The following is a 23,059-nucleotide window of genomic DNA, read 5'->3' on the forward strand; positions in this document are numbered from 1 at the left end:
CACGTTAGCCGGTACCCCCGCGTTCATCGCGTCGCCATAACTGCAAGACTGAACACATGCCGCGGCCGAGCGAGCCGAGTCCGTACGTCGAGTTCGACCGGCGCCAATGGCGCGCCCTACGTATGGCGACGCCGCTGAAACTCACCGAACACGAACTGTTGGGTCTGCGTGGCCTGGGCGAGCAGATCGACCTGCTGGAAGTCGAAGAGGTCTACCTGCCACTGGCTCGCTTGATCCACCTGCAGGTGGCTGCGCGGCAACGGCTGTTCGCCGCCACGTCCGAGTTCCTCGGAGAACCGCAACAGAACCCGGACCGGCCGGTGCCGTTCATCATCGGAGTCGCGGGCAGCGTGGCGGTCGGTAAGTCGACCACGGCACGCGTGCTGCAAGCGCTGCTGGCCCGATTCGGCCACCATCCGCGCGTCGACCTGGTAACCACCGACGGCTTCCTGTACCCCAACGCCGAGCTGACTCGGCGAAAGATCATGCACCGCAAGGGTTTTCCTGAGAGTTACGATCGCCGGGCACTGATGCGCTTCGTCACCGCGGTCAAGTCCGGCTCCGATTGCGTATCCGCGCCGGTGTACTCACACCTGCTCTACGACATCGTGCCAGGCGAGAAACACGTGGTGCGGCACCCGGACATCCTGATCATCGAGGGACTCAACGTCCTACAAACCGGGCCGGCCCTGATGATCTCGGACCTGTTCGACTTCTCGGTATACGTCGACGCCCGGATCGACGACATCGAGAGCTGGTATGTATCGCGGTTTCTCGCGATGCGTGCCGGTGCGTTCTCCGACCCGCAGTCGCACTTCCATCACTATTCGACGTTGACCGATGAGCAGGCCATCTTCGCGGCCCGGGACATCTGGCAGTCGATCAATCTGCCGAATCTGATCGACAACATCCTGCCGACCCGACCGCGGGCGACGCTGGTGCTGCGCAAGGATGCAGACCACTCGATCAACCGGCTGCGGCTGCGCAAGCTGTAGCCAATTCGGCGCGCTCCGTAACGGTGAGCGTGACGGAGCGCGCCGAGATCGCAGATCAGGCCCGACGAACGCCGAGGTATTGCAAGTCGGCCATAACCAGCGTGTAGGCCGCGCTGAAGAACATCAGCGCCACCCCCAACGTCGTGAGCGGCCAGACGTTGTCCACCACCACCAGCACCGCGGCGACGGTGAACCCCAGGTTGGCGATCGCCACCGCAATACCGGGCGTCCGAACCGATTCCACGCCGGACAGCCAGTAGACGACCACGCCGTAAGCGACCAGGATCGCGGCCAACCAGTACTCGACGGCCTTCGGCAGGCCCGACGACACCGACAGCCAACTCGCCGCGGCGGCAAGAACCACTCCAGAGAAGGCGCTGAACACGGCGTCGATACGCAGCGCCAGCCGGAGCAGACGATCCGAACGAATGTGGACGGGAGAAACGATGGTGGTCATGGCATTTCCGTTCTTCGAAGGGGGGTGACTTGTGCACGATTCGGTGCGGTGAGCGCCCGAGATCGTGCACAAATCGCGGGCAGAAGGCCGGCGCGGGGGCGTCAACCGCAACCTCTGTCAGCTGACGCCCCGCACCGGCGGGGAGGGAGTCACGCCAGACGGCGCACTCCGAGGTACTGCAGCCAGGCGCAACCCAGCCCAACTGCCAGGAACGCCCAGACAATGCCCACGCCTACCGCGGTCAGCGGCAGCACGCCGGCTACCAGCGCTCCCACTGTCAGGACCGAGAAGGCGAGATTGCCGACCAGCACAGCGACTCCGACCCGGCGGAGACGGCGGGACACCGCCAGCACGTACAGCGCGAAGCCCCAGCCGACCAGCAAAGCTCCAACTAGCCAGGTGACGGTGCCGGACAGACCCATGAGCCGGCCCAGCGGGTCCGCGGTCACCGCGACCAGCAGGCCTGCCAGCCCGCACAGCGTGCCGTCGACACGGAGTGCGAACCGCAGCAGGGAGTCTGAACTGTCGAACAGGATGGGCGTGGTTACTCGGGGGGTGATGACGGCCATGAGGGTTGCTCCTCGGGAGTGCCGGTGGTGGACGACTGGACACCCACGACACTGCTCACATACCGCTGCCAGATCGATGCCGAACGCTGCCAGTTACTGCCAACCGCTGGTCACAGCGTTGCGACCGATGTTCCCCGCAGATCGGCGGCAATGACGCGGGCGGCCGCGTTCTGCCAGTTGTGCAATGACCGCTGCGGCACCTCGGTGACGAACCACTGCCAGGCCTGCCGAGCCACCGGGTCCAGCCCGGCCGCGGTGGCGTTCTGCGCATAGGCCCGCACCCCAACCACGTATGGGAAGTACAGCGAGTTGTAGTGCCGCCACTGCTCGGTGGTGCCGAAGTCTCCGCCACCGCGTGGCTTAAGCGCGGAAATCCGATCCGCCAGCAAAGCTTTCAGCTCGTTGGCTCGTTCCAGCGGCTGGTCGGGTGCGCCGCGCCGGGCCAACCGGTCGTCGATCAACGGCAGCGCCGTCAGCGGTGAGGCCACCAACTTGGACAGATCGGCGTAGTGCCCCAGGGCCCGTCGGGTCAGGCGGGCGAAGGTCTCGTCGTCGACGCTGTCCAACGGGTTGGTGGCCCGCAACGGCAGAGCCGCCTCGGTATGGCGCAGCGCGGCACGGTCGGCACGCAACTCGGGCGAACGCGAGAAAGCCAGCCGGTCCAACAACCCGGCCAGCGGGTCGGCCAGCACGTTGATGGCGATGGCCACCGCCAGGCTGGTGAACAACAGCACCATTAACGCGACCTGCGCGCGCGACACCATCAGCCCGATGAGCACCTGACCGCCGAACACCGCTGCCACCGCCATGCTGCCGGCGAACGACCGCACCATGCCTGCCCGTAGCGCCTGCCCCTCGTCCAACGCATCCCACATCGCCACGGCGACACCGAGCAACAACACATCAAAAGCCGTGGCAGCCAACGCAAGCCAGCTCGGCAGCAGGCCCAGCGGAATCACCAGAATCGCGTTGCTCAGCCCGAAGAACAGCGTCGCCACCACCACCGGGCCGACCACCGGCCGGACCTGAACGCGCAATCGCGTCACCGCCAGCACCAGGGCAACGAGAGTGGATAGCGAGACGGCCCCGAACATCAGCCAGTGCCCGGTACGCAGCGGCGGATGCACACCGCCCGACAGCGCGGCGCCCGTCACTGCCACCGCGGCCACCGCCGCGACGGCCGAAACATATTTCAGTACAACGGATTTAGTGCGTACCGAGTCCGCAGGACTGGCCAGTTCGAGCAGCACCGCCAACCACGCGATACCCGGGATCACCGACAACAGGCTCTCGACCCGGCTGAGCACACCCGTAGGCGCTGTCCCGGCCAGCCGCACCGCGTCAACCGCCACCACCACCGCAAAGCTGCACAACCCGACAGCCGCGCACACCAGCACCGGCTTGCGCGGGTCACGCGCCAACAGATACAGCCCGAGCCACCAACTCAGGGCGAACACCACTGCCGACAACGCAGCCACGGTGTCAGTCTTCCACTGCTACATGCCGTATCGACGATTACGCGACGTGTAATCGCGCAAGGCGCGCAGAAAGTCGACGCGCCGGAACGCCGGCCAATGCGCATCGGTGAACCACATCTCCGAATATGCGCTCTGCCACAACAGGAATCCGCTCAACCGCTGCTCCCCCGACGTCCGGATCACCAGATCCGGGTCCGGCTGACCCGACGTATAGAGGTTCTCCGAGATGGCGTCGACGGTCACCGCCTCGATGAGTTGTTCAGCGGTCGCCCCGTTGGACAGCTCCTTGCTCAGCAGGGTGCGCACCGCATCAGCGATCTCCTGGCGACCGCCGTACCCGACCGCCACGTTGACATGGAACGAGTTGGCACTGGAGTGCTCGTGGGTCGACTTCACCGCGTCGCGCAGCCGTCGTGCCGGCTCCTCACCGAGCAACTCCAGATCGCCGACGGTGCGCACGCTCCATTGCTTGTCGGGCGCACAGATCTCTTCGACCACGTCGGTGATGATCTCGATCAGGGGCTCCAATTCCTGTGGGTCCCGCTGCAGATTCTCCGTTGACAGCAGATACACCGTGGTCATCTCGATACCAGCCTGCTGACACCACCGCAGCACCTCGGCGATCTTGGCCGCACCCACCCGGTAGCCGTAGCTGACGTCGTCGTGACCAGCCTCACGTGCCCACCGGCGGTTACCGTCGCACAGGACCGCAATGTGCCGGGGCAGTTGCGCTTTCGACTGAGCGAGCTCCTGTCGCAGCCGCATCTCGTAGAGCCGGTAGGCCGGTTCCTTGAGCCGCCGGGGAATGATGTCCACGAGAAACCAGACTACTGTGAGGAGCTGGAGAACCCATGGTTGTTACTGGAGGGAACGTGACGATCGATTCCAGCGATTCGGCCGCCGCACCACCGGGGGACGCGCCGAAGCCGTACCGCGCCGCCGCCGTGCTGCACCCGCCGGAGACCCTGCCCGAGGCGGTGGCCCAGTTCCTTGGCAAGCCCCGCGCCCGCGGCTGGATCCACGTCTACTCGGCCGTGGTGGCATTCATCGCCGGCACGACGCTGGTCGCGGTCTCGTGGGCGATGCAGGGCACCCGCGCCGGGCTGGCCACGCTGCTCTACACCCTCACCATCGTGGCCATGTTCACCGTCAGCGGCACCTATCACCGGGTGAACTGGAAGTCCGAAAAAGCGCGCACCTGGATGAAGCGTCTCGACCACTCGATGATCTTCATCTTCATCGCGGGCAGCTACACGCCGTTCGCACTCCTGGCGTTGCGCTCGGGCGGCGGGATGACGTTGTTCTGGATCGTCTGGGGCGGCGCAGCCGCCGGCGTGCTGCTCAAGATGTTCTGGCCGACGGCACCGCGCTGGGTTGGAGTGCCGCTGTATCTGCTGCTGGGCTGGGTGGCCGTCTGGTTCATCGGGCCGATCATGCACAGCGCCGGGGTCGCGGCCGTGGTGCTGCTGATCGTCGGTGGCGCGCTGTATTCGGTCGGCGGTGTGCTCTACGGCCTGAAGTGGCCCAACCCGTGGCCGACGACGTTCGGCCACCACGAGTTCTTCCACGCCTGCACCGCGGTCGCGGCCATCTGCCACTACATCGCGATGTGGTTCGCCGTCTTTTCCGGGTGATTTGGGCGCGCTCCGTCACGCTGAGCGATACGGAACGCACCGACGTCCCTACAGCTGGGTGACGTTCTCCGGGCCCCAGTAGGCCTTCATCGAGGCGATCTTGCCTTCGTCGTCGAAGGTCATGGTGCTGATGATCTCGATGCGCATGGCGCCGTTGACGGTCAGGTTCCAGAAGAACGCCGCCTCATGGCCGAGGGCCCGCAGCGTGACGATCTCGCTGGCGCACTTCACGCCGGCGATGTTCGAGTAGAAACCGTGAATGGCCTGGCGACCGATGTGCACCTCGCCGCCGACCGGGTCCTCGACGGTGGCGTCAGAGGCGTACAGCTGGGCGATCTCGTCGGCATTGCCGACGCTGACCAGTTCCAGGTAGCGGGTGACGGTTGCGGTGATCTGCTCGGCACTGGGCATGAGCCGCACGCTACACGGCGCCCCTCAACGCCGCCGCAAGCTCCCCTGCCGTCGTGACCGGAAGGTCACATACCCGGCCCCGGCAGACGTATGCGGCGTCGTGACCGTTGACCCGGTCCCGCCCAGCCAGCAACGCTGACGAATTCACTTCACCACCCACGACGATGGCGCCACCTGGCGCGAGTTTGCGTGCTGCAGAAAGCAATTCGGAATCAGGCGCACCACACGCGACGGCGACCTGGAGCGGTCCGCGCACTGCAGCCTCGGCAACCGCCAGCCAGTGCCCACCGGAGCGCGGCGAGCGAGCCAGCAGCGGAGTGGCCGTACTCAACGTCGCCTCCGCGGCAGCGGCGTAGCGGTCCGGGTCGGGCGCCAGGTGCGCTGCGAGCAGCAGGGCCTCGGCGATCAGCGATGCGCCCGACGGGGTGGCGCCATCCACCGGGTCGGACGGCCGCAGCACCAACGCCTCGGCATCGTCGGCGGTGTCGAACCAACGGCCATCCTGGTCCGGGTCAGCGAAATGGGTCAGCGCCGTGTCCAACAGGCCCGTCGCCACGGTCAGCCAGGATTGCGATCCGGTGATCTGGTGCAACGTCAACAGGCCAGTGGCCAGCGCGGCATAGTCCTCCAGGATGCCCATGCTCTCGCCCACCACACCGCCCAGACTGGCCCGGCGCAGTCTGCCGTCGACAACGTGCAACGACAACAGCCGCTCTGCGCAAACCGTTGCCGCGTCGAGGAATCCAGGCTCATTCAGCGCGACGGACGCCTCGGCCAGCGCAGTAATGGCAAACCCGTTCCACGCGGTGACCACCTTGTCGTCACGGCCGGGCTGAGGCCGGGAAGCCCGTGCCGCCAACAGTTTTGTCCGCACCCTCTCGAATCGGGCCGCGTCATCGGGGTCTGCCAGTAGTTGCAGCACCGAACTGCCGTGCTCGAATGTGCCCGTGTCAGTGACCTCGAAAACCGAAGCCGCCCAATGCCCGTCGTCGGGCCCTAGGACCGACACCAGCTCCGATGGCGTCCACACATATGTGAGACCCTCGTGACCGGCGGCGTCCGCATCCAGCGACGAGACCAACATGCCGCCGGCACCGAGGTCGCCCATCATGAACCGGGCGGTCTCGTCTGCCACCTTGTGCGCCAATGGATCTTCGGTCAACCGCGCCCAGTGCGCATAGACACGAAGTAGTAACGCGTTGTCGTACAACATCTTCTCGAAATGCGGCACCACCCAGGATGCGTCGACGCCGTAGCGGGCGAAACCGCCGGCCAATTGGTCGTAGATGCCGCCGCGGGCCATTGCCGTGCAGGTCCGCTGCACGGATTCCATTGCGGTACCGGTTCTTTCATAGTGCCGCAGCAGCGCTTCCAGCAGCGCCGACGGCGGGAATTTCGGCGCCCGACCAAAGCCACCTCGGGCCACATCTTCGTCACGCAATACGCCGGCCACCGCGTGGTCGCACAGCTCGGGAACCGGCGCCGGCCCACCGCCGGGCAACCCGACCATCATCTTGCGCAGCTCCGAGGCGATCTGGTCGGAGGCCTGCTCCACCTCTGCGCGACGCTGCCGCCACGTGTCGGTGACTGCCGAAAGCAGTTGCAGAAAATTGTCTTTCGGGTAATAGGTGCCGCAGAAGAACGGTCGCCCGTCGGGGGTCAGGAAGCAGGTCATGGGCCAGCCGCCCTGCCCGGTCATCGCGACGGTGGCGCTCATGTAGATGGCGTCCAGATCGGGCCGCTCCTCGCGGTCCACCTTGATGCACACGAAGTCGGCGTTGGTGACCGCTGCCACATCGGCGTCCTCGAACGACTCATGGGCCATCACATGGCACCAGTGGCACGCGGCGTATCCGATCGACAACAGGATCGGCACATCACGCGCGGCCGCTTCGGCCAATGCCTCCGGCGTCCATTGCTGCCAGTGCACCGGGTTGTCGGCGTGCTGGCGTAGATACGGACTGGTCGCCGAAGCGAGGGTGTTAGCCATCCCTGGAGTCTGACTCAGTTTCTGGCGCAGTGGGTTCCGGCCCGGCGGGGTCGGTGTCCGTCGCGCCGACAGTCCCGTCATCGACCGCCTGATCAGGTTCGGGATGTTCGCGGTCGAACGACTCCGGCAGCTTGCGCAGATGCCGGTTCATCGACCACACCAATGCGATCACGCAGATCAGCAGGATCAGCGTGATCACCAGTCCCGCCGGGCTGGCCTTGCCGAAGTCGGGGCCAGTCTGCCGCGGCGCGTCCGCCAGCAGCGTCAGTGCATACCCAGAAATGATCACCGTGAAACCCCCGCGAACAGGTCTGTCTCGGGCAACGACACCGGCACCCTGGAGCGGGCCAACTCGTACTCCTCGGTGGGCCAGAGGCGTTGCTGCCATTCGATCGGGGCCCGGAAGAAGTCCCCGTTCGGGTCGATCTGCGTAGCGTGCGCCCGCAAGGCGTCGTCCCGCTGCGCGAAGAAGTCGGCGCATTGCACCCGGGTGGTCACCCGCTGCGAGAAGTAGTCGTTGTCGGGGTCCCAGTGCGCCAGCCACTTGTCGAACGGTCCGTGCTGGCCGTGCTTGGCGAACTCGTCCTGCAACATTTGCATGCGCTGACGCAGGAATCCGTGGTTGTAGTACAGCTTGCGGACGCCCCATGGCTCACCCGCCTCGGGAAACATCCGGTAATCGGCCGCTGCCTCGTAGGCCGCCATGGACACCTGATGGCAACGGATGTGGTCAGGGTGCGGGTAGCCGCCGTTCTCGTCGTAGGTGGTCATCACGTGCGGACGGAACTCCCGGATGACCCCGACCAGCCGCTCGACCGGCTGCTCGATGGGCACGACGGCGAAGCAGCCCTCGGGCAGTGGCGGCGGTGGATCGCCCTCGGGCAGCCCGGAGTCGACGAAGCCCAGCCAGTGGTGCTCGACGCCAAGGATCGCGGCGGCCTTGGCCATTTCGTCGCGGCGCACCTCGGTGATGCGTCCGTGCACCTCCGGCAAATCCATCGCCGGGTTGAGAATGTCGCCACGCTCACCACCGGTCAGTGTCACCACCATGGCGCGCACGCCGTCGGCGGCGTACTTGGCCACACTGGCGGCGCCCTTGCTCGACTCGTCGTCCGGGTGGGCGTGCACCGCCATCAACCGCAGTTCGCTCACGTGTGCCTTACCTATGTGTCTCTACTCAGTCGGACAGTTCAGTGATGTCCAACAGTCCCGTCCTATAGTTCCAGTCCAAGAAATCCCAACCGACCGACGGGGCACCCAAACAGCCATGATCGAGCGTCCCACCGCCCGCTACGGACAGCAGCGACTGTCCGGGCCGACGCGTCGTCGCCTGGTCATCGGCCTGACGATACTGATCGTGGCCGCAGGCGTCGCGCTGGCGCTGGTCGCGTTCCAGCGGTTGGGCACCGCGCCGGTCAAGGGTGAGCTGAGCGGCTACACGCTGGTTGACGGCGAAACGGTAGCCGTCACCATTTCGGTCACCCGGGAGAACCCGTCGCAGCCCGTGGTGTGCATCGTGCGGGCCCGGGCCCTCGACGGCAGCGAAACCGGACGTCGCGAGGTGCTGGTGCTCCCGTCGCAGGCCAAGACTGTGCAGGTCACGACCACGGTCAAATCCACGAAACCGCCGGTCGTCGGCGACGTCTACGGCTGCGGAACCGACGTCCCGCGGTATCTGGTGGCACCCTGACAGGCCACCCTCACAGCCGCCGATTCAGCCACCTGGCGAACTCCGAACAGCGAAATCATTAAGTTTCGGAGACCTCGCGGTGGTACGCTGGCTCAGTACACGGTTCCGACTGGGGCCGTGTATTGCTGCTTTAGCGGGCCATTCATGCCCCATTTTGCAGCATACGGAGTCCCAACCAACGGGGCACCCCGACGCACCGCCGGGGTTCGACATGCACGCTGAGACGACAGGAGCGCGGCAGACATGACCGACACCCAGGTCACCTGGCTCACCGAAGAGGCCTACGAGCGCCTGAAGGACGAGCTCGACCAGCTGATCGCCAACCGCCCGGTCATCGCCGCGGAGATCAACGACCGCCGCGAAGAGGGCGACCTGCGCGAGAACGGTGGCTACCACGCAGCCCGCGAGGAGCAGGGCCAGCAAGAGGCGCGCATCCGTCAGCTGCAGGAATTGCTGAACAACGCCAAGGTCGGCGAGGCACCCAAGAAGTCTGGCGTCGCGCTGCCCGGCTCGGTCGTGACCGTCTTCTACGACGGCGACAAGAACGACACCGAGACGTTCCTGATCGCCACCCGCCAGGAGGGCGTCACCGACGGCAAGCTGGAGGTCTATTCCCCCAACTCGCCGCTCGGCCACGCACTGATCGACGCCAAGGTCGGCGAGGAGCGCAACTACACCGTGCCCAGCGGCGCCACTGTCAAGGTCACGCTGGTCAAAGCGGAGCCGTACCACGCCTGACCCTGTCGGTCGGCTGACAAGCTATGGCTCAGATCGCCGAGGACCTGTTTCTGCTGCTGTTGGACAACGCCTCAGCGCAGCCGGGTCTGGACCAACCACGTCGGCACCGAGTGCTGTCCGGAGCCGTTCTGCTCGACCTTGCGCTGGCCTGTCGCATCCGCCCAGCGCAGTCCGGAGACGGAGCACCCGACGGTCATCTGGTCGCGCTCGCTGCTGACGGCGAGGTCGACGCGCTGAGCACACCGGCGCTGGAATTGCTGCAACAGCAGCCGCTACGGCCGGCCGCTGTGCTGACCAAACTGCGCAAAAGCACTGAGCCCGATCTCATCGAGCAATTGCAACGGGCGGGGCAGTTGCGCCGTGAGCCTGTGGGCCACAACAGATTCCGACACCAATACGCGTTCCCGCTGATCGACCGCAGCCGGGTCGCCCAGGCCCGTGCCGACCTGCTGTCCGCCTTGTTCGACGGCAAGCCACCCACTCCGGTGATCGCCGGCATCGTCACGCTGCTGCACACGGTCGACGGTTTGGGTGCGCTGCTGAGCCTGAACGACCGCGGCTGGCGGTGGGTACACAGCCGCGCTGGTGACATCGCCAGTGGCAGTTGGGTCAACGAATACGCGACGGGGATTCCGGAGGTCAACCTCGCGGTCACCGCGTCGGCGGTGCGGAACGCACTGTCCTGACCTTCCCACTGACGCGGTGGGAGTCAGCTCAGCGCTTGTTCCAGATCGCCGAGCAGGTCGGACACGTCCTCGATACCCACGGACAGCCGGACCAAGTCCTCAGGCACCTCCAGCTGCGAGCCTGCGGTGGAGGCGTGGGTCATGTCGGCGGGATGCTCGATCAAGGACTCCACCCCGCCCAAAGACTCAGCGAGAATGAAAATATCGGTCCGCGAGCATAATTCGCGCGCTGCCTGACGTCCGCCGCGCAACCGCACTGACACCATGCCGCCGAATCCGCCCATCTGCTTGGCCGCCACCTGGTGGCCCGGGTGGCTGGACAGGCCCGGGTACAGCACCGTGGACACCTTGGGGTGGTCGTCGAGGAATTCCGCGACGCGCATGGCATTTTCACAGTGCCGCTGCATGCGAAGCGGCAGGGTCTTGAGCCCGCGGTAGGTCAGGTACGCGTCGAACGGGCCCGGTACCGCGCCTGCGCCGTTCTGCAGGAAAGCGAAAGCGGTATCGAGTTCCTCGTCGTTGGTGACCAGGGCGCCACCGACGACATCAGAGTGCCCACCGATGTACTTGGTGGTCGAGTGCAGCACGATATCGGCCCCCAGGGACAGCGGCTGCTGCAGCGCCGGTGTGGCAAAGGTGTTGTCCACCAACACCTTTACTCCGGACGTCGAGGCGATCTGGACGATGCCCGGGATGTCGGCGATGGACAGCAACGGATTGGTCGGGGTCTCCACCCAGATCAAGCGGGTCTTGCTGGTGATGGCCGCCCGCACCTCATCCAGATTGGACAGCTGCGCCGGGGTGTAGCCGATGCCCCACTGGCTGAACACCTTGTCGATGAGCCGGAAGGTGCCGCCATAGGCGTCGTCGGGAATGACGATGTGGTCGCCAGGGCGCAGCACCGCGCGTAGCGCACAGTCGGTGGCGGCCATGCCAGAGCTGAAGGCCCGTCCGTAGTTGCCACGCTCGACCGCCGCCAGCAGGGTCTCCAACGCCGCGCGAGTCGGGTTGCCCGTGCGGGAGTATTCGAACCCGCCACGCAGACCACCGACGCCGTCCTGGGCGAAGGTCGAGCTGGCGTAGATCGGCGCGTTGACCGCGCCGGTCGCCGGATCCGGCCGGAAACCGGCGTGGATTGCTCGGGTGGCCGGGCCGTACGCCCGGTAGTGGTCGGCCTTGCTGCGCTGCTCGCTCACGTGGGCCAGCCTAGTGGTGCCGTATCGGTCGCGGCACCGGCGACAAGCCAATACGCACCGCTAGTCCCGCAACGGGCGTCCTTGCGCGTCGGGCACGCTGCCCATGAGCATCATGATTCCGTCGATCAAGGGCCAAATCGCCCCGATGCCACAGGTAACCAGCGACACGACCAATTGGAGGACACCAATGTTCGTGTAACCGAGGTAGAAGCGACCGACGCCGAAGCTGCCCAAAAAGATCTGCAGCAGACCCGCGGTTATCTTCGATTTGTCCGAGAGCGGAACCCCGGTGAGGGGATCCCGCCCGAACGGCGCGGACGGATCGACCGGGTAGCCGTAGGGCATTTGACCGCCGTACGGGTACGGGGGCGGCGGGTACCCCGGCTGGCCCGCCTGCGGATACGTCGGTTGGCCGGGAGGCGCCGGGTATGACGGCGGCTGCTGGCCGTACTCCGAACCGGCCGGCGGCTGCTGGCCGTACCCACCTACACCGAACCCCGGGCCATAGTTGCCCTGTGGCTGCTCAGGTCCCGAGCCGCCCTGGTTGTCCTGATAATCCGTCATAGTTCACCGATCCGCTGGATGTCCGGCATGCCCCATGGCTGCAGTGCGTGCTGAATCCTGCCAGACGCCGGGGAGCAATGCCTGCCCGAGCACCCACTGGTGAACCAGTGGGTGCTCGGACCATTGACTAGGTTCAGCGCCTTCCGCTGACCGATTCGCGCTACGGCGTCAATGGCGCGAGCGGGCCACCGCTTAGGCGGCGGTACGCGTACGTGATCATCAGCGCCGCAACCGGAGCGGCCACCAACAGGCCCACCAGGCATAGCAGCGCGCCGACCAGCAACAGCAGGTAAGCAACCACCAAGACCAACAGCACCTGACCGAAGTTGGCTGTCACCAGGTTGATACTGGCCTTGATCGCATCGATGGGCGCCAAGTTGCGATCGATGCACGCGATGACCGCAAACACCGTGAACACCGTGATGACCAGCGCGATCAGACCGCCGAGAATCGAACCGAGGGTCGGCAGCACGGCGCCGAGCAGCCCGCTGATGAGTCCGCTCACCAGGCCGACGATCAGCGAGATGATGACGACCTGCCCGATATTGCGCGGCTTGAAGAACGATCCGATCTCTACCTGCCGTCCATCGGCAATGTCCAGCAGGCCGCCGTAATAAGCGGACGAGAACACAGCGCCCACGACCAGCAAGACAATGGAGCCGACCAACAGCACTGCGAGGCCCGCCCCACTGAGCGTGGTGACATCAGTCGTATAGCTGATGCCCGAGTCGCTCGAGTTGAAGCTGGTGACGCTGTCCGGTGACAGGCTGCCGGCTCCAAACTCGGTGAGCCAGAACAGCACAGCCCCGATCAGGCCGAAGACAATGATCGGGACGATCAACTGAGCTGGGTGCTTGATGAACTTGTTCCAGGCCCACTGCAGTGCGTCGCCGACACCGAGCGGAGCAGCGAAACCGGGGGCACCGTACGGCTGGCCCGGGTACTGCGGCTGGTAACCACCGGGAGGTGGCGGGTACGCACCGCCCGGAGGGGGCGGCGGATAACCACCGGGCGGCGGAGGCGGGTACCCCCCGGGCGGGGGCGGTGGATAGGCACCGGGAGGGGGCGGGGGTGGGTAGCCACCGGGCGGCGGAGGCGGATAGCCGCCAGCTGGCGGAGGCGGTGGGTAGCCACCGGGCGGCGGAGGCGGATAGCCACCACCCGGAGGCGGCGGCGGATAACCGCCAGGGGGCTGTGGGTATGAACCAGCCGGAGGCTGCGGTGGTGGGTAGCCGCCAGGTGGTGGCGGATAGGCACCACCCGGAGGCGGCGGCGGGAACCCCTCACTCGGAGGGGGGAAATTCGGTGGGGCCGGTGGAAACCCCTCAGCCGGTGGGGCCGGCGGAAGATTCTCACTCGGTGGCACCGGGGGAAGTCCCTCACTCGGTGGGACCGGAGGAAGGTTCTCCGGCGTTTGATCCGTCATATTTCGTCCCTCCGAGATGTTCGACCCTGCCATTCCTGATCAGGGTCGCGATCTGAATCGAACTACACATGCAAAACGGTAAAAGGAGTTATCGGCACGTTGCGGATAACAAACCAAATGCACACTACCGCTAGCACGATGATCGGCGCCCAACGTTTGTGTTGCCAACTGGTCACTGTTTTGCCGGTGACCCGTCCGCGGACCCAACTCACATAAGCCCACAGCAGCAACGGCAACGCCAGCACTGCTACCGCATTGAAGTGCAGCGCGGCAATAACATCGCCATGCATCAGGGAGTACAGCATGCGCATGCTGCCGCATCCGGGGCAGTCGATTCCCAGCAGCGCCCTGGTGGGACACACGGGTAATGGACCGCCGGGCACCATCGGATTGCACACCCACACAACACAACACGCGCCGCCTGCTGCCAGAGCCACCCCCAGCGGCGCGATGAGCGGGTTCATCGCGCCGGTGCGCTGGAAAGGTTGCACCTTGGAACCGAAACTCAGTAGGTCGATGTCGTGACGGTCATGATCCCCAATGCATAGAGCACGACGAACATGATGATGCTGATGATGGGGCCGGAAATCGCACCCCAGATCGCCCATTTCTTGGCCTGCTCAGCAGCCGCCTGCGCAGCGGGGAACTGACCTGCCCGCCACAGGTTTTCGACCTTGAGCGCCTGGAGAATGGAAACGATGCCAAATGGCAAGCAGCACAACAGGGTACACAGAATGCCCCACACCAAATAGTTGTCCGGCGGACCACCCATGCCGTATCCGCCCGGACCGGGGTACCCACCACCGGGAGGCGGAAATCCTCCGCCTGGCGGGAATCCACCCGGGGACGGGTAGCCACCAGGTGGGGGGTAGCCACCAGGCGGCGGGTAACTACCAGTTGGCGGGTATTGGGCCATCGACGCCCTTCAATGCTCGAGTGCTGACCTGAGGGCCGTAACACTACCGGAGGTAGACCGACCGGCGGTGTTACGCAACAGCAACGGCTATCAGCGGTAGTTACTTGCGCGAGCCACCCCGGGACAGGAACCCGAGCAGATCGTGTCGGGTCAGCACCCCGACCGGCTTGCCGTCCTCGACGACCATCACCGCATCGACCTCACGCAGCGACTTGGCAGCGGCGGACAACAGCTCGCCGGAACCGATCAGTGGCAACGGCGGCCCCATGTGCTGCGACACCGCGTCGGCCAATTTGGCCCGGCCTTCGAAAACCGCTGAGAGCAAATCACGTTCGGACACGCTGCCGGCCACCTCGCCCGCCATCACCGGCGGCTCGGCACCGACCACCGGCATCTGCGAAACGCCGTATTCGCGCAGGATTCCGATGGCATCGCGGACGGTCTCCGACGGGTGCGTGTGCACCAGGTCAGGCAGCACGCCGGACTTGGCCCGGAACACTTCGCCCACCGTCGACTCCTGGACCGAACCGTCCAACCGGCTGCGCAGGAAACCGTACGACGACATCCATGCATCGTTGAAAACCTTTGACAGATAACCTCTTCCGCCGTCCGGCAGCAAGACCACCACGACCGCATCCGGGCCTTCCCGCTCGGCGACGGCGATTGCCGCTACCGCGGCCATCCCGCACGAGCCACCGACCAGCAACGCCTCTTCACGCGCGAGCCGTCGAGTCATTTCGAAGGAATCGGCGTCGGACACCGCGATGATCTCGTCCGGGACCGACGGGTCATAGGCCGACGGCCAGAAGTCCTCACCGACACCTTCGACCAGGTACGGCCGGCCGGTACCGCCCGAGTACACCGAACCCTCTGGATCGACGCCGATCACCTTGACCCGGCCGCCGGACACCTCTTTCAGATAGCGGCCGGTGCCGGTGATGGTTCCGCCGGTACCGACGCCCGCGACGAAATGCGTGACCTTGCCGTCGGTGTCGGCCCAGATCTCCGGGCCGGTGGTCTCATAGTGACTCGCCGGACCGTTCGGGTTGGAGTACTGATCCGGCTTCCAGGCGCCGTCGATCTCGGTCACCAGGCGGTTGGACACGCTGTAATAACTGTCCGGGTGATCCGGAGCCACCGCGGTCGGGCACACCACGACCTCGGCGCCGTAGGCACGCAACACGTTCTGCTTGTCCTCGCTGACCTTGTCCGGGCAGACGAAGATGCATTTGTATCCACGCTGTTGCGCCACGATGGCCAAGCCGACGCCGGTGTTGCCAGAGGTGGGCTCGACGATAGTGCCGCCCGGCTTGAGTTCACCGCTTGCTTCAGCAGCGTCGATCATCTTGACCGCGATGCGATCCTTGGCGCTGCCGCCGGGATTGAGGTACTCGATCTTGGCGGCAACCAGTCCGGAGCCTTCTGGGACAACAGAGTTCAGCTGCACAAGCGGCGTGTTGCCGATGAGCTCACTGACGTGGCGGGCGATGCGCATGAGTACATGTTGTCAGGCCGCACCGCCCGCGCGCAGCCCGGATTACCAGGTTGCCTCGCGGATGTAGTCGCCAATTTGCTTGAGCGAGCGGTCTGCTTCCTTGACCAGCGGCGCTCCGAGTTGGAACACGTGCATCTGGCCCGGCCACACATGAATCTCGACGGGCACCCCGCAGGCGGCCAGCATGTGCGAGGCCTTCCGGGCGTCGTTGAGCAGGACCTCCGAACCCGACACATGGATCAGGGTGCGTGGCAGTCCAGGTTCGATGTGGTCGAGCGGCTCGTACACCTCTTCCGGACGGCCGTCGACGAGGTGGCGTGACGCGGCCTCCTCGATGAGCTGAATCAGCGCGTCGAAGGCCCGCGGCGGGAACATCGCATCAGAGCGCATGTTGGGGTGCTGAGCCCGGCCGTCGTTGTCGATCTCGAACAGTGGCGACATGGTCACCACCGCCGCGGGCAGCTCACCCTCTTCGCTCAGCCTCTCGGCCAGCGCCAGCGACAGATAGCCACCGGCCGAGTCTCCGGCCAGCACGATCTGATCCGGCTCGTAGCCCTTCAGCCGCAGCCATCGGTAGGCGTCCTGGCAGTCCTCGATGGCCTCGCCGATGGAGTGCTTGGGGATCATCCGGTAGTCGACCGCCAACACCGGGGCGTCGGCGTACTTGGACAACGCCCCGACCAGCCGGCCGTGGGTGTGCACGCCACACGTCAGGAACGCGCCGCCGTGCATGTACAGAATGACGCTGCGCTTGCCGTCTGCCGGCAGCACACCAGGCGCGCGGACAAGCTGTGCCGTACAGTTCGGCAGCCCGATTGTCGCGCGGATGGTGCCGGGCGTGGGCCGCATGATCCGGGCCGCGAAGTCCAGCAAACCGAAGGGCCAGGGCGCCTTGGGGACGTAGCTACCAACGGACAGAGTTGACTTGATAGCCAATGTAGCTGCTAACGACATCAGCCGTCCGGCGAGGCCAGGACCGTCCTCGATGATCTCGAGCGGCGCGCCGTCACTAACCGGATAACGGCGTGGCTTACGCCCTCTAGCAGCACTTATAGCAACACTATGGGTACTGCTCAACCTACTCGGTGCGGTCATCGTCACCACTCCTACGCCTTTGTAGTGCTCGGTGTATTAAGCGTCCTGCGTCAATTTCAGACAACTCGCGTAACTTAGCTTGCCACCACTACATAGATCAACAATCTTTGTGGTCGAATTGATGCCGCACTTGATATGTCAATGTGATCGCGCCGACCGGGCCGCTGAACCTGCGAACCCGCTGAACAGCCTTAGACTGATTGACGTGGGCATACGTGCACCTCGCAGGACAACAATCGCCCTGGCGACCGCAGCCACGATCGCGTCGACCGGCTCTGCCTACATCGGCGCGCGCAACCTACTGACCGGCCAGGCCGCCAAAGCCCGCCGAGTGATTCCCAAGTCGTGGGACGCCCCACTCCGAGCCGACGGCGTGTACGACCCCAGCGGCGGACCCGTCGAGAAGTGGCAGCGCGGGGTGCCGTTCGACCTGCACCTGATGGTCTTCGGCGACTCCACCGCCACCGGATACGGCTGCGCCACCGCTGAGGAGGTGCCGGGGGTGCTGCTCGCCCGTGGACTGGCCCAACAGTCCGGCAAGCGGATCCGCGTGTCCACAAAAGCAATAGTCGGGGCTACCTCTAAAGGGTTGTCCGGCCAGATCGACGCCATGTTCATCGCTGGTCCACCGCCCGATGCCGCGGTGATCATGATCGGCGCCAACGACATCACCGCCGCCAACGGCATCGGCCCGTCGGCCCGGCGTCTGGGCGCAGCGGTCCAGCGGCTCAGTGACAGTGGCGCGGTCGTCGTCGTCGGCACGTGCCCGGATTTCGGCTCCCTCACCGCCATCCCCCAGCCGCTGCGGTGGGTGGCCCGCAACCGAGGGCTGCGGCTGGCTCGCGCACAGGCCGGACTGGTCCGCTCGGCCGGCGGGGTCCCTGTCCCGTTCTCGGACTTGCTCGCCCCCGATTTCCTCAAGGCACCCGAGGTGCTGTTCTCGCCGGACATGTTCCACCCGTCGGCCGCGGGTTACTCGCTGGCCGCCCAGCAGTTGCTCCCGGCGTTGTGTGAAGCGTTGGGCGAGTGGGCTTCTGATGCACCCCCGGCTTCCGCACTGGTCTCCCGGACCGCGGATGCGGCCACGCTGCTCGCTCGGCTCAGCGGGATACCACGGCTGTGGCGGCGCACGACAGGCGTACCCGCGCCTATCGTCGCACCCGCGACCGGATAAATTCGGGGGAAGCAATTCCCTGGATTTATTCGGACTCGATTAGGAGCCAGTCATGCCCGAAGCCGTCATCGTCGCCACCGCGCGCTCCCCCATCGGCCGCGCCGTCAAAGGCTCGCTGGCCACCATGCGACCCGACGACCTCGCCGCGCAGATGGTGCGCGCAGCGCTGGCGAAGGTGCCGTCGCTGGACCCGCGCGAGATCGACGATCTGATGATGGGCTGCGCACAGCCCGCCGGTGAGGCCGGCTACAACATCGCTCGTGCCGTCGCGGTCGAACTGGGCTACGACTTCATGCCCGGCACCACCGTCAACCGGTACTGCTCCTCGTCGTTGCAGACCACCCGGATGGCATTCCACGCAATCAAGGCCGGCGAGGGCTCGGCATTCATCTCCGCCGGTGTCGAGACCGTGTCGCGCTTCGGCGTCGGTGCTGCCGACGGCGCCCCCAACAGCAAGAACTCGCTGTTCGAAGACGCCCAGGCCCGGACCGCCAAGGAAGCCGAAGGCGCCACCTCGTGGACCGACCCGCGCGATGCCGGCCTTATCCCCGACGTCTACATCGCCATGGGCCAGACCGCCGAGAACGTCGCGCTGCACACCGGCATCAGCCGCGAGGACCAGGACCACTGGGGAGTGCGTTCGCAGAACCGTGCCGAGGCCGCCATCAACTCCGGCTTCTTCGAACGCGAGATCGTCCCGGTCACGCTGCCCGACGGCACCGTCGTCTCCAAGGATGACGGCCCACGCGCCGGCACCACCTACGAGAAGATCAGCCAGCTCAACCCGGTGTTCCGCCCGAACGGCACCATCACCGCCGGTAACGCCTGCCCGCTGAACGACGGCGCTGCCGCCGTGGTGATCATGAGTGATGAGAAGGCAAAGGCCTTGGGTTTGACCCCGCTGGCGCGCATCGTCTCCACCGGTGTTTCCGGTCTGTCACCGGAGATCATGGGCCTGGGCCCGATCGAGGCGGTCAAGAAGGCGCTGGGCAACGCCAACATGGCGATCGGCGACATCGATCTCTACGAGATCAACGAAGCCTTCGCCGTGCAGGTGCTGGGCTCGGCCCGCGCCCTGGGTATGGACGAGGACAAGCTGAACGTGTCCGGTGGCGCGATTGCGCTGGGCCACCCGTTCGGTATGACCGGCGCCCGCATCACCGCGACGCTGCTCAACAACCTGCAGACCAACGACAAGCAGTTCGGCATCGAGACCATGTGTGTCGGTGGTGGCCAGGGAATGGCCATGGTCATCGAGCGGCTTTCGTAGTCTTGCTTTTGCGTTGACCCCCACGCTCCGAGTCAATCGGGCGTGGGGGTTTTCATTTGCGCTGCAATAGACTCTCGACCCGATGACCACCATCGGAACCCCACTGTCGCCGAACGCGACCAAAGTCATGCTGCTCGGATCAGGCGAACTCGGCCGCGAGGTGCTGATCGCGTTGCAGCGTCTGGGCGTCGAGACCATCGCCGTCGACCGCTATGACAACGCGCCGGGTCAGCAGGTCGCCCACCATGCGCGCACCATCTCGATGACCGATCCAGAACAGCTCACGGCACTCATCGAGGCCGAGCAGCCCGACCTGGTCGTCCCGGAGATCGAGGCCATCGCCACCGAAGCGCTGGTCGATCTGGAGGCGGCCGGTGTGGTGCGGGTGATCCCGACCGCCCGGGCCGCTCGCCTGACGATGGACCGCGAGGGCATCCGGCGGCTGGCCGCCGAGGAACTCGGCGTGCCGACCAGCCCCTACCGGTTCTGCGACTCGCTGGAGGAGTTAAAGGACGCGATCGGCAGCGCCGAATTGTCCGGCTCGCCGGACGGTGGCATCGGTTACCCTTGCGTGGTCAAGCCGGTGATGAGCAGTTCGGGCAAAGGCCAGAGCAAACTCAACGGACCCGACGACATCGCGAATGCCTGGGACTATGCCATGGGCGGGGCGCGCGTCACCAATACCCGCATCATTGTTGAAGGTTTCATCGACTTCGATTACGAGATAACGCTTTTGACGGTGCGCGCCATCGATTCCGAGGGCCAGACGGCAACGCAGTTCTGCGAGCCGATCGGGCACCGGCAGGTCGCTGGCGACTACGTCGAGAGTTGGCAGCCGCACCCGATGTCGGCAGCTGCCCTCGAGAACGCCCAGCGCATCGCGCGCAAGGTCACCGAAAACCTTGGCGGACGAGGCGTTTTCGGTGTCGAGCTGTTCGTCAAGGGCGACCAGGTCTGGTTCAGCGAGGTCAGTCCGCGCCCACACGACACCGGCATGACCACCATGATCACCCAGTGGCAGAACGAGTTTGAGCTGCATGCCCGCGCGATCCTGGGCCTACCGGTGGACACTTCGCTGCGGACGCCGGGCGCCAGCGCGGTGATCTACGGCGGTGTCGAGGCCGAGGGCATCGTGTTCGACGGCGTCGAGGCGGCGTTGCAGGTACCGCATACCGACCTACGTCTGTTCGGCAAGCCGGAGAGCTTCCGCACCCGCCGGATGGGTGTCGCCCTGGCCCGCGACAAGGACGTCAATGTGGCCCGCACCAATGCAGCCAAGGCAGCGAGCCGGGTCAAGCCGCGCGCCGTCTGACGCATCGACATTCCCGTTGACTCTGCCACGGCGTAAACGCACGAGAAGTCGACGCCGAGAACGCAGGAGCAACGCGCTGGACCAGCACCTATCGGCCGTTCGACGGATACCGGACGATAGCCCCCGATCACTAGCCTCGGTCTCCCATGGAATGAAAATCCATGGGTTCGAATCGTCACTACAGATCGGAACCCGAGTTGTCAGAAGTCAGCAATATTCCTCTGCTCCCTGAGGAGACGATCCTCTTCTCCGCCGACTTCACTCCCTCGCCAATCATCCGCTCCCGGAAGAACGGCCTGCTGATTACCGACAAACGAGTCGCAATCATTCACCCGCAGCACGTTCTGGTGTTCGTCAGGGTCGGGCACACGGTGTCGAGCACCATGCATGACAAGTTCGCTCAGGTCACCGTGGGGCGGCTCATGTCCCGCCACCACATTTGGCTGGCACTGGTCTTCGGCGGCCTTGGGCTCTACTCGTTTATGGTCGGCGGGGCCATGCTGGACGGGTACGGCGGAGGTATGGGCTTCCTCGCGATGCTCGCAATGGTGGTGTTTTTTGGACTCGCGGCGCTGCAACTGTGGCTGGCCCGGCAACTGGGGTTGACCGTCGTCAACACCGGCGGACATCACATGACGGTCGCAGTGGACTCCGCTGAACACCAGCACATGCTGGTAGCCGCCGAAATGATTCAACAATTGGCCCTCGGCAAGCGGGTGGCGCCCTACACCCCGCCTCCGCCGCCACCAATTCAAACCGGGTACGGCAGTCCAATAGGTACGCTCGGCGCCCATCCGCGAGGCTGGGGCCAGCCACCCGGCGGCGGCACCGGCTACTGAACCACCGTCCGGTTCATCCTGCAACGGCGGCGTAAAAGCGCGAGAAGGCAACGCCCACACCGCACCTTCACGCAAAAGCCGCAAAAGAGGGGCGCCCGCCAGAGCGGACGCCCCTCTTTTGTGGTGACTAGTCGTTGTTGAAGTAACTGAGCAACCGCAGGACTTCGATGTAGAGCCAGACCAGAGTGACGGTCAGCCCCAGCGCGACGCCCCAGGCGGCCTTCGCCGGCGCACCGGCGCGGATCAGCTGGTCAGCCGAGTCGAAGTCGGTCAGGAAGCTCAGCGCCGCGATCACGATCATTGCGATGGAGAAGATGATGGCGATGGTCCCGCCGCTGCGCAGGTACAGGCCCTCGCCGCCATTGACGTGGAACATGCTGAGCACAAGGTTGCCGAGCATCAGGAACAGCGCGCCGAACATGGCGCCCACCAACATCCGCGTGAACTTCGGGGTGACCCGGATGGCGCCGGTCTTGTAAACCACCAGCATGCCGAAGAACACGCCAAAGGTGCCGAGGATGGCCTGGCTGAGCAGTGCACCAGCACTGATGCCCGCCACCATGAAGTTGGCCGTGACGAAGGAAATGGCGCCGAGCGCCATACCTTGCATAACGGCGTAGCTGAGCACGATCGCCGGGTTGTCCTGCTTACGGCCCCAAGTGGCGACCAGCACCAGCACAAGGCCGCCGATGGCGCCGACCGCCATGAGAGGCGTGGCCAGGGCCAGATTGCCGGCGATCAGGAAATACGAAACCGCGGCCGATGCCGCCAGCACCGCCAGCGTGATACCCGTCTTGGTGACAACGTCGTCGACGGTGAGCGGGCGCGATGCCGCGCTCTGCTGCGGTGTGTACGGGGTGTACGGCTGGGCCATGGTCTGCTGGGCGCCGTACGCGGCGGCACCACTGCCGAATTGCGCGTATCCGCCCTCCGTCTTGGACAGAGAACGAAATACCGGGTTGCTGCTTTCGCGCACCGTGGGGTCCTCTCATAAAGCTATGGGGTTCGCCTGCTGACGAACACCCTCTCAACGTACGGCGTCGGGTGGTGGTTCCCAACCGGAGGAGAAAACTGGAAATTCGCTGTGAAAGGTTACCTGCCGGGTGCCGTGCGGGAGTGACGTT

25 protein-coding genes are annotated in these 23,059 nt (G+C 65.5%); 9 read left to right on the forward strand and 16 right to left on the reverse strand.

Going from position 1 to position 23,059, the window contains the following annotated elements; all coding sequences use genetic code 11:
• Positions 1 to 56: 56 nt before the first annotated feature.
• The gene (gene coaA, locus M2432_RS23260) at positions 57 to 995 is read left to right on the forward strand and encodes a type I pantothenate kinase (RefSeq protein ID WP_280829204.1); all 939 of its coding nucleotides are present in this window, start codon (positions 57 to 59) and stop codon (positions 993 to 995) included.
• 55 nt (positions 996 to 1,050) lie between these two features.
• On the opposite strand, the gene M2432_RS23265 is transcribed toward coaA, so the two are convergent.
• The 4 genes from M2432_RS23265 to M2432_RS23280 form a co-directional block, all read right to left on the reverse strand.
• Positions 1,051 to 1,452, reverse strand: a complete 402-nt coding sequence (locus tag M2432_RS23265; protein ID WP_280829205.1) for a hypothetical protein — start codon at positions 1,450 to 1,452, stop codon at positions 1,051 to 1,053.
• A gap of 149 nt (positions 1,453 to 1,601) precedes the next feature.
• The gene (locus M2432_RS23270) at positions 1,602 to 2,021 is read right to left on the reverse strand and encodes a hypothetical protein (protein WP_348536334.1); all 420 of its coding nucleotides are present in this window, start codon (positions 2,019 to 2,021) and stop codon (positions 1,602 to 1,604) included.
• A 110-nt stretch (positions 2,022 to 2,131) separates the two neighbouring features.
• Positions 2,132 to 3,499, reverse strand: a complete 1,368-nt coding sequence (locus M2432_RS23275) for a hypothetical protein (RefSeq protein ID WP_280829206.1) — start codon at positions 3,497 to 3,499, stop codon at positions 2,132 to 2,134.
• A gap of 18 nt (positions 3,500 to 3,517) precedes the next feature.
• On the reverse strand, positions 3,518 to 4,315 hold the full coding sequence (locus M2432_RS23280) for a (2Z,6E)-farnesyl diphosphate synthase (RefSeq protein WP_280829207.1): 798 nt from the start codon (positions 4,313 to 4,315) through the stop codon (positions 3,518 to 3,520).
• Between the two features lie 128 nt (positions 4,316 to 4,443).
• Here M2432_RS23280 and M2432_RS23285 point away from each other — a divergent pair, with 128 nt between their 5' ends.
• Positions 4,444 to 5,133: a hemolysin III family protein gene (locus M2432_RS23285; protein WP_280829268.1), complete on the forward strand. Its 690-nt coding sequence runs from the start codon at positions 4,444 to 4,446 to the stop codon at positions 5,131 to 5,133.
• Positions 5,134 to 5,181: 48 nt separating this feature from the next.
• Here the strand turns inward: M2432_RS23285 and M2432_RS23290 are convergent, their stop codons facing one another.
• From M2432_RS23290 to mca, 4 genes are read right to left on the reverse strand one after another with little or no spacing between them, the layout of a single operon-like run.
• Positions 5,182 to 5,544: a nuclear transport factor 2 family protein gene (locus M2432_RS23290; RefSeq protein WP_280829208.1), complete on the reverse strand. Its 363-nt coding sequence runs from the start codon at positions 5,542 to 5,544 to the stop codon at positions 5,182 to 5,184.
• Between the two features lie 10 nt (positions 5,545 to 5,554).
• Complete coding sequence (locus M2432_RS23295; RefSeq protein ID WP_280829209.1) at positions 5,555 to 7,534, reverse strand: thioredoxin domain-containing protein; 1,980 nt, start codon at positions 7,532 to 7,534, stop codon at positions 5,555 to 5,557.
• Positions 7,527 to 7,820 (reverse strand): hypothetical protein, encoded by a 294-nt coding sequence (locus M2432_RS23300; RefSeq protein WP_280829269.1) that lies wholly within the window; start codon positions 7,818 to 7,820, stop codon positions 7,527 to 7,529. The genes M2432_RS23295 and M2432_RS23300 overlap by 8 nt, the downstream gene beginning before the upstream one ends.
• Complete coding sequence (mca, locus tag M2432_RS23305) at positions 7,820 to 8,686, reverse strand: mycothiol conjugate amidase Mca (protein WP_280829210.1); 867 nt, start codon at positions 8,684 to 8,686, stop codon at positions 7,820 to 7,822. The genes M2432_RS23300 and mca overlap by 1 nt, the downstream gene beginning before the upstream one ends.
• Positions 8,687 to 8,801: 115 nt before the next feature.
• Between mca and M2432_RS23310 the strand changes: the two genes are divergently transcribed.
• The 3 genes from M2432_RS23310 (at position 8,802) to M2432_RS23320 (ending at position 10,648) form a co-directional block, all read left to right on the forward strand.
• Positions 8,802 to 9,224, forward strand: coding sequence for a DUF4307 domain-containing protein (locus M2432_RS23310; RefSeq protein ID WP_280829211.1), 423 nt, complete (start codon positions 8,802 to 8,804; stop codon positions 9,222 to 9,224).
• A gap of 243 nt (positions 9,225 to 9,467) precedes the next feature.
• Positions 9,468 to 9,962, forward strand: a complete 495-nt coding sequence (greA, locus tag M2432_RS23315; protein WP_280829212.1) for a transcription elongation factor GreA — start codon at positions 9,468 to 9,470, stop codon at positions 9,960 to 9,962.
• 23 nt (positions 9,963 to 9,985) lie between these two features.
• Positions 9,986 to 10,648, forward strand: coding sequence for a GPP34 family phosphoprotein (locus M2432_RS23320; protein ID WP_280829213.1), 663 nt, complete (start codon positions 9,986 to 9,988; stop codon positions 10,646 to 10,648).
• 23 nt (positions 10,649 to 10,671) lie between these two features.
• Here the strand turns inward: M2432_RS23320 and M2432_RS23325 are convergent, their stop codons facing one another.
• The 7 genes from M2432_RS23325 to M2432_RS23355 form a co-directional block, all read right to left on the reverse strand.
• Positions 10,672 to 11,844, reverse strand: coding sequence for a cystathionine gamma-synthase (locus M2432_RS23325; protein WP_280829214.1), 1,173 nt, complete (start codon positions 11,842 to 11,844; stop codon positions 10,672 to 10,674).
• A gap of 60 nt (positions 11,845 to 11,904) precedes the next feature.
• The gene (locus M2432_RS23330; protein WP_280829215.1) at positions 11,905 to 12,408 is read right to left on the reverse strand and encodes a TM2 domain-containing protein; all 504 of its coding nucleotides are present in this window, start codon (positions 12,406 to 12,408) and stop codon (positions 11,905 to 11,907) included.
• 160 nt (positions 12,409 to 12,568) lie between these two features.
• On the reverse strand, positions 12,569 to 13,834 hold the full coding sequence (locus M2432_RS23335) for a hypothetical protein (RefSeq protein ID WP_280829216.1): 1,266 nt from the start codon (positions 13,832 to 13,834) through the stop codon (positions 12,569 to 12,571).
• Positions 13,835 to 13,896: 62 nt separating this feature from the next.
• Positions 13,897 to 14,298: a DUF2752 domain-containing protein gene (locus M2432_RS23340; protein WP_280829270.1), complete on the reverse strand. Its 402-nt coding sequence runs from the start codon at positions 14,296 to 14,298 to the stop codon at positions 13,897 to 13,899.
• Positions 14,299 to 14,339: 41 nt separating this feature from the next.
• On the reverse strand, positions 14,340 to 14,606 hold the full coding sequence (locus M2432_RS23345) for a CD225/dispanin family protein (RefSeq protein ID WP_280829217.1): 267 nt from the start codon (positions 14,604 to 14,606) through the stop codon (positions 14,340 to 14,342).
• Positions 14,607 to 14,850: 244 nt separating this feature from the next.
• The gene (locus tag M2432_RS23350) at positions 14,851 to 16,245 is read right to left on the reverse strand and encodes a cystathionine beta-synthase (RefSeq protein ID WP_280829218.1); all 1,395 of its coding nucleotides are present in this window, start codon (positions 16,243 to 16,245) and stop codon (positions 14,851 to 14,853) included.
• Between the two features lie 42 nt (positions 16,246 to 16,287).
• Positions 16,288 to 17,340: an alpha/beta hydrolase gene (locus tag M2432_RS23355; protein ID WP_280829219.1), complete on the reverse strand. Its 1,053-nt coding sequence runs from the start codon at positions 17,338 to 17,340 to the stop codon at positions 16,288 to 16,290.
• Positions 17,341 to 17,545: 205 nt separating this feature from the next.
• On the opposite strand from M2432_RS23355, the gene M2432_RS23360 reads away from it, so the two are divergent.
• The 4 genes from M2432_RS23360 (at position 17,546) to M2432_RS23375 (ending at position 21,935) form a co-directional block, all read left to right on the forward strand.
• On the forward strand, positions 17,546 to 18,514 hold the full coding sequence (locus M2432_RS23360; protein ID WP_280829220.1) for an SGNH/GDSL hydrolase family protein: 969 nt from the start codon (positions 17,546 to 17,548) through the stop codon (positions 18,512 to 18,514).
• Positions 18,515 to 18,566: 52 nt separating this feature from the next.
• Positions 18,567 to 19,784: an acetyl-CoA C-acetyltransferase gene (locus tag M2432_RS23365; protein WP_280829221.1), complete on the forward strand. Its 1,218-nt coding sequence runs from the start codon at positions 18,567 to 18,569 to the stop codon at positions 19,782 to 19,784.
• 82 nt (positions 19,785 to 19,866) lie between these two features.
• Positions 19,867 to 21,096 carry a formate-dependent phosphoribosylglycinamide formyltransferase gene (purT, locus tag M2432_RS23370; protein WP_280829222.1) on the forward strand — a complete coding sequence of 410 codons (1,230 nt, stop codon included), beginning with the start codon at positions 19,867 to 19,869 and terminating at the stop codon, positions 21,094 to 21,096.
• Positions 21,097 to 21,257: 161 nt separating this feature from the next.
• Positions 21,258 to 21,935 (forward strand): hypothetical protein, encoded by a 678-nt coding sequence (locus tag M2432_RS23375; protein WP_280829223.1) that lies wholly within the window; start codon positions 21,258 to 21,260, stop codon positions 21,933 to 21,935.
• Between the two features lie 127 nt (positions 21,936 to 22,062).
• On the opposite strand, the gene M2432_RS23380 is transcribed toward M2432_RS23375, so the two are convergent.
• Positions 22,063 to 22,911 carry a Bax inhibitor-1/YccA family protein gene (locus M2432_RS23380; protein ID WP_280829224.1) on the reverse strand — a complete coding sequence of 283 codons (849 nt, stop codon included), beginning with the start codon at positions 22,909 to 22,911 and terminating at the stop codon, positions 22,063 to 22,065.
• Between the last annotated feature and the right edge of the window lie 148 nt (positions 22,912 to 23,059).

Source organism: Mycobacterium sp. OTB74 (assembly GCF_029892685.1).
Lineage (GTDB): Bacteria > Actinomycetota > Actinomycetes > Mycobacteriales > Mycobacteriaceae > Mycobacterium.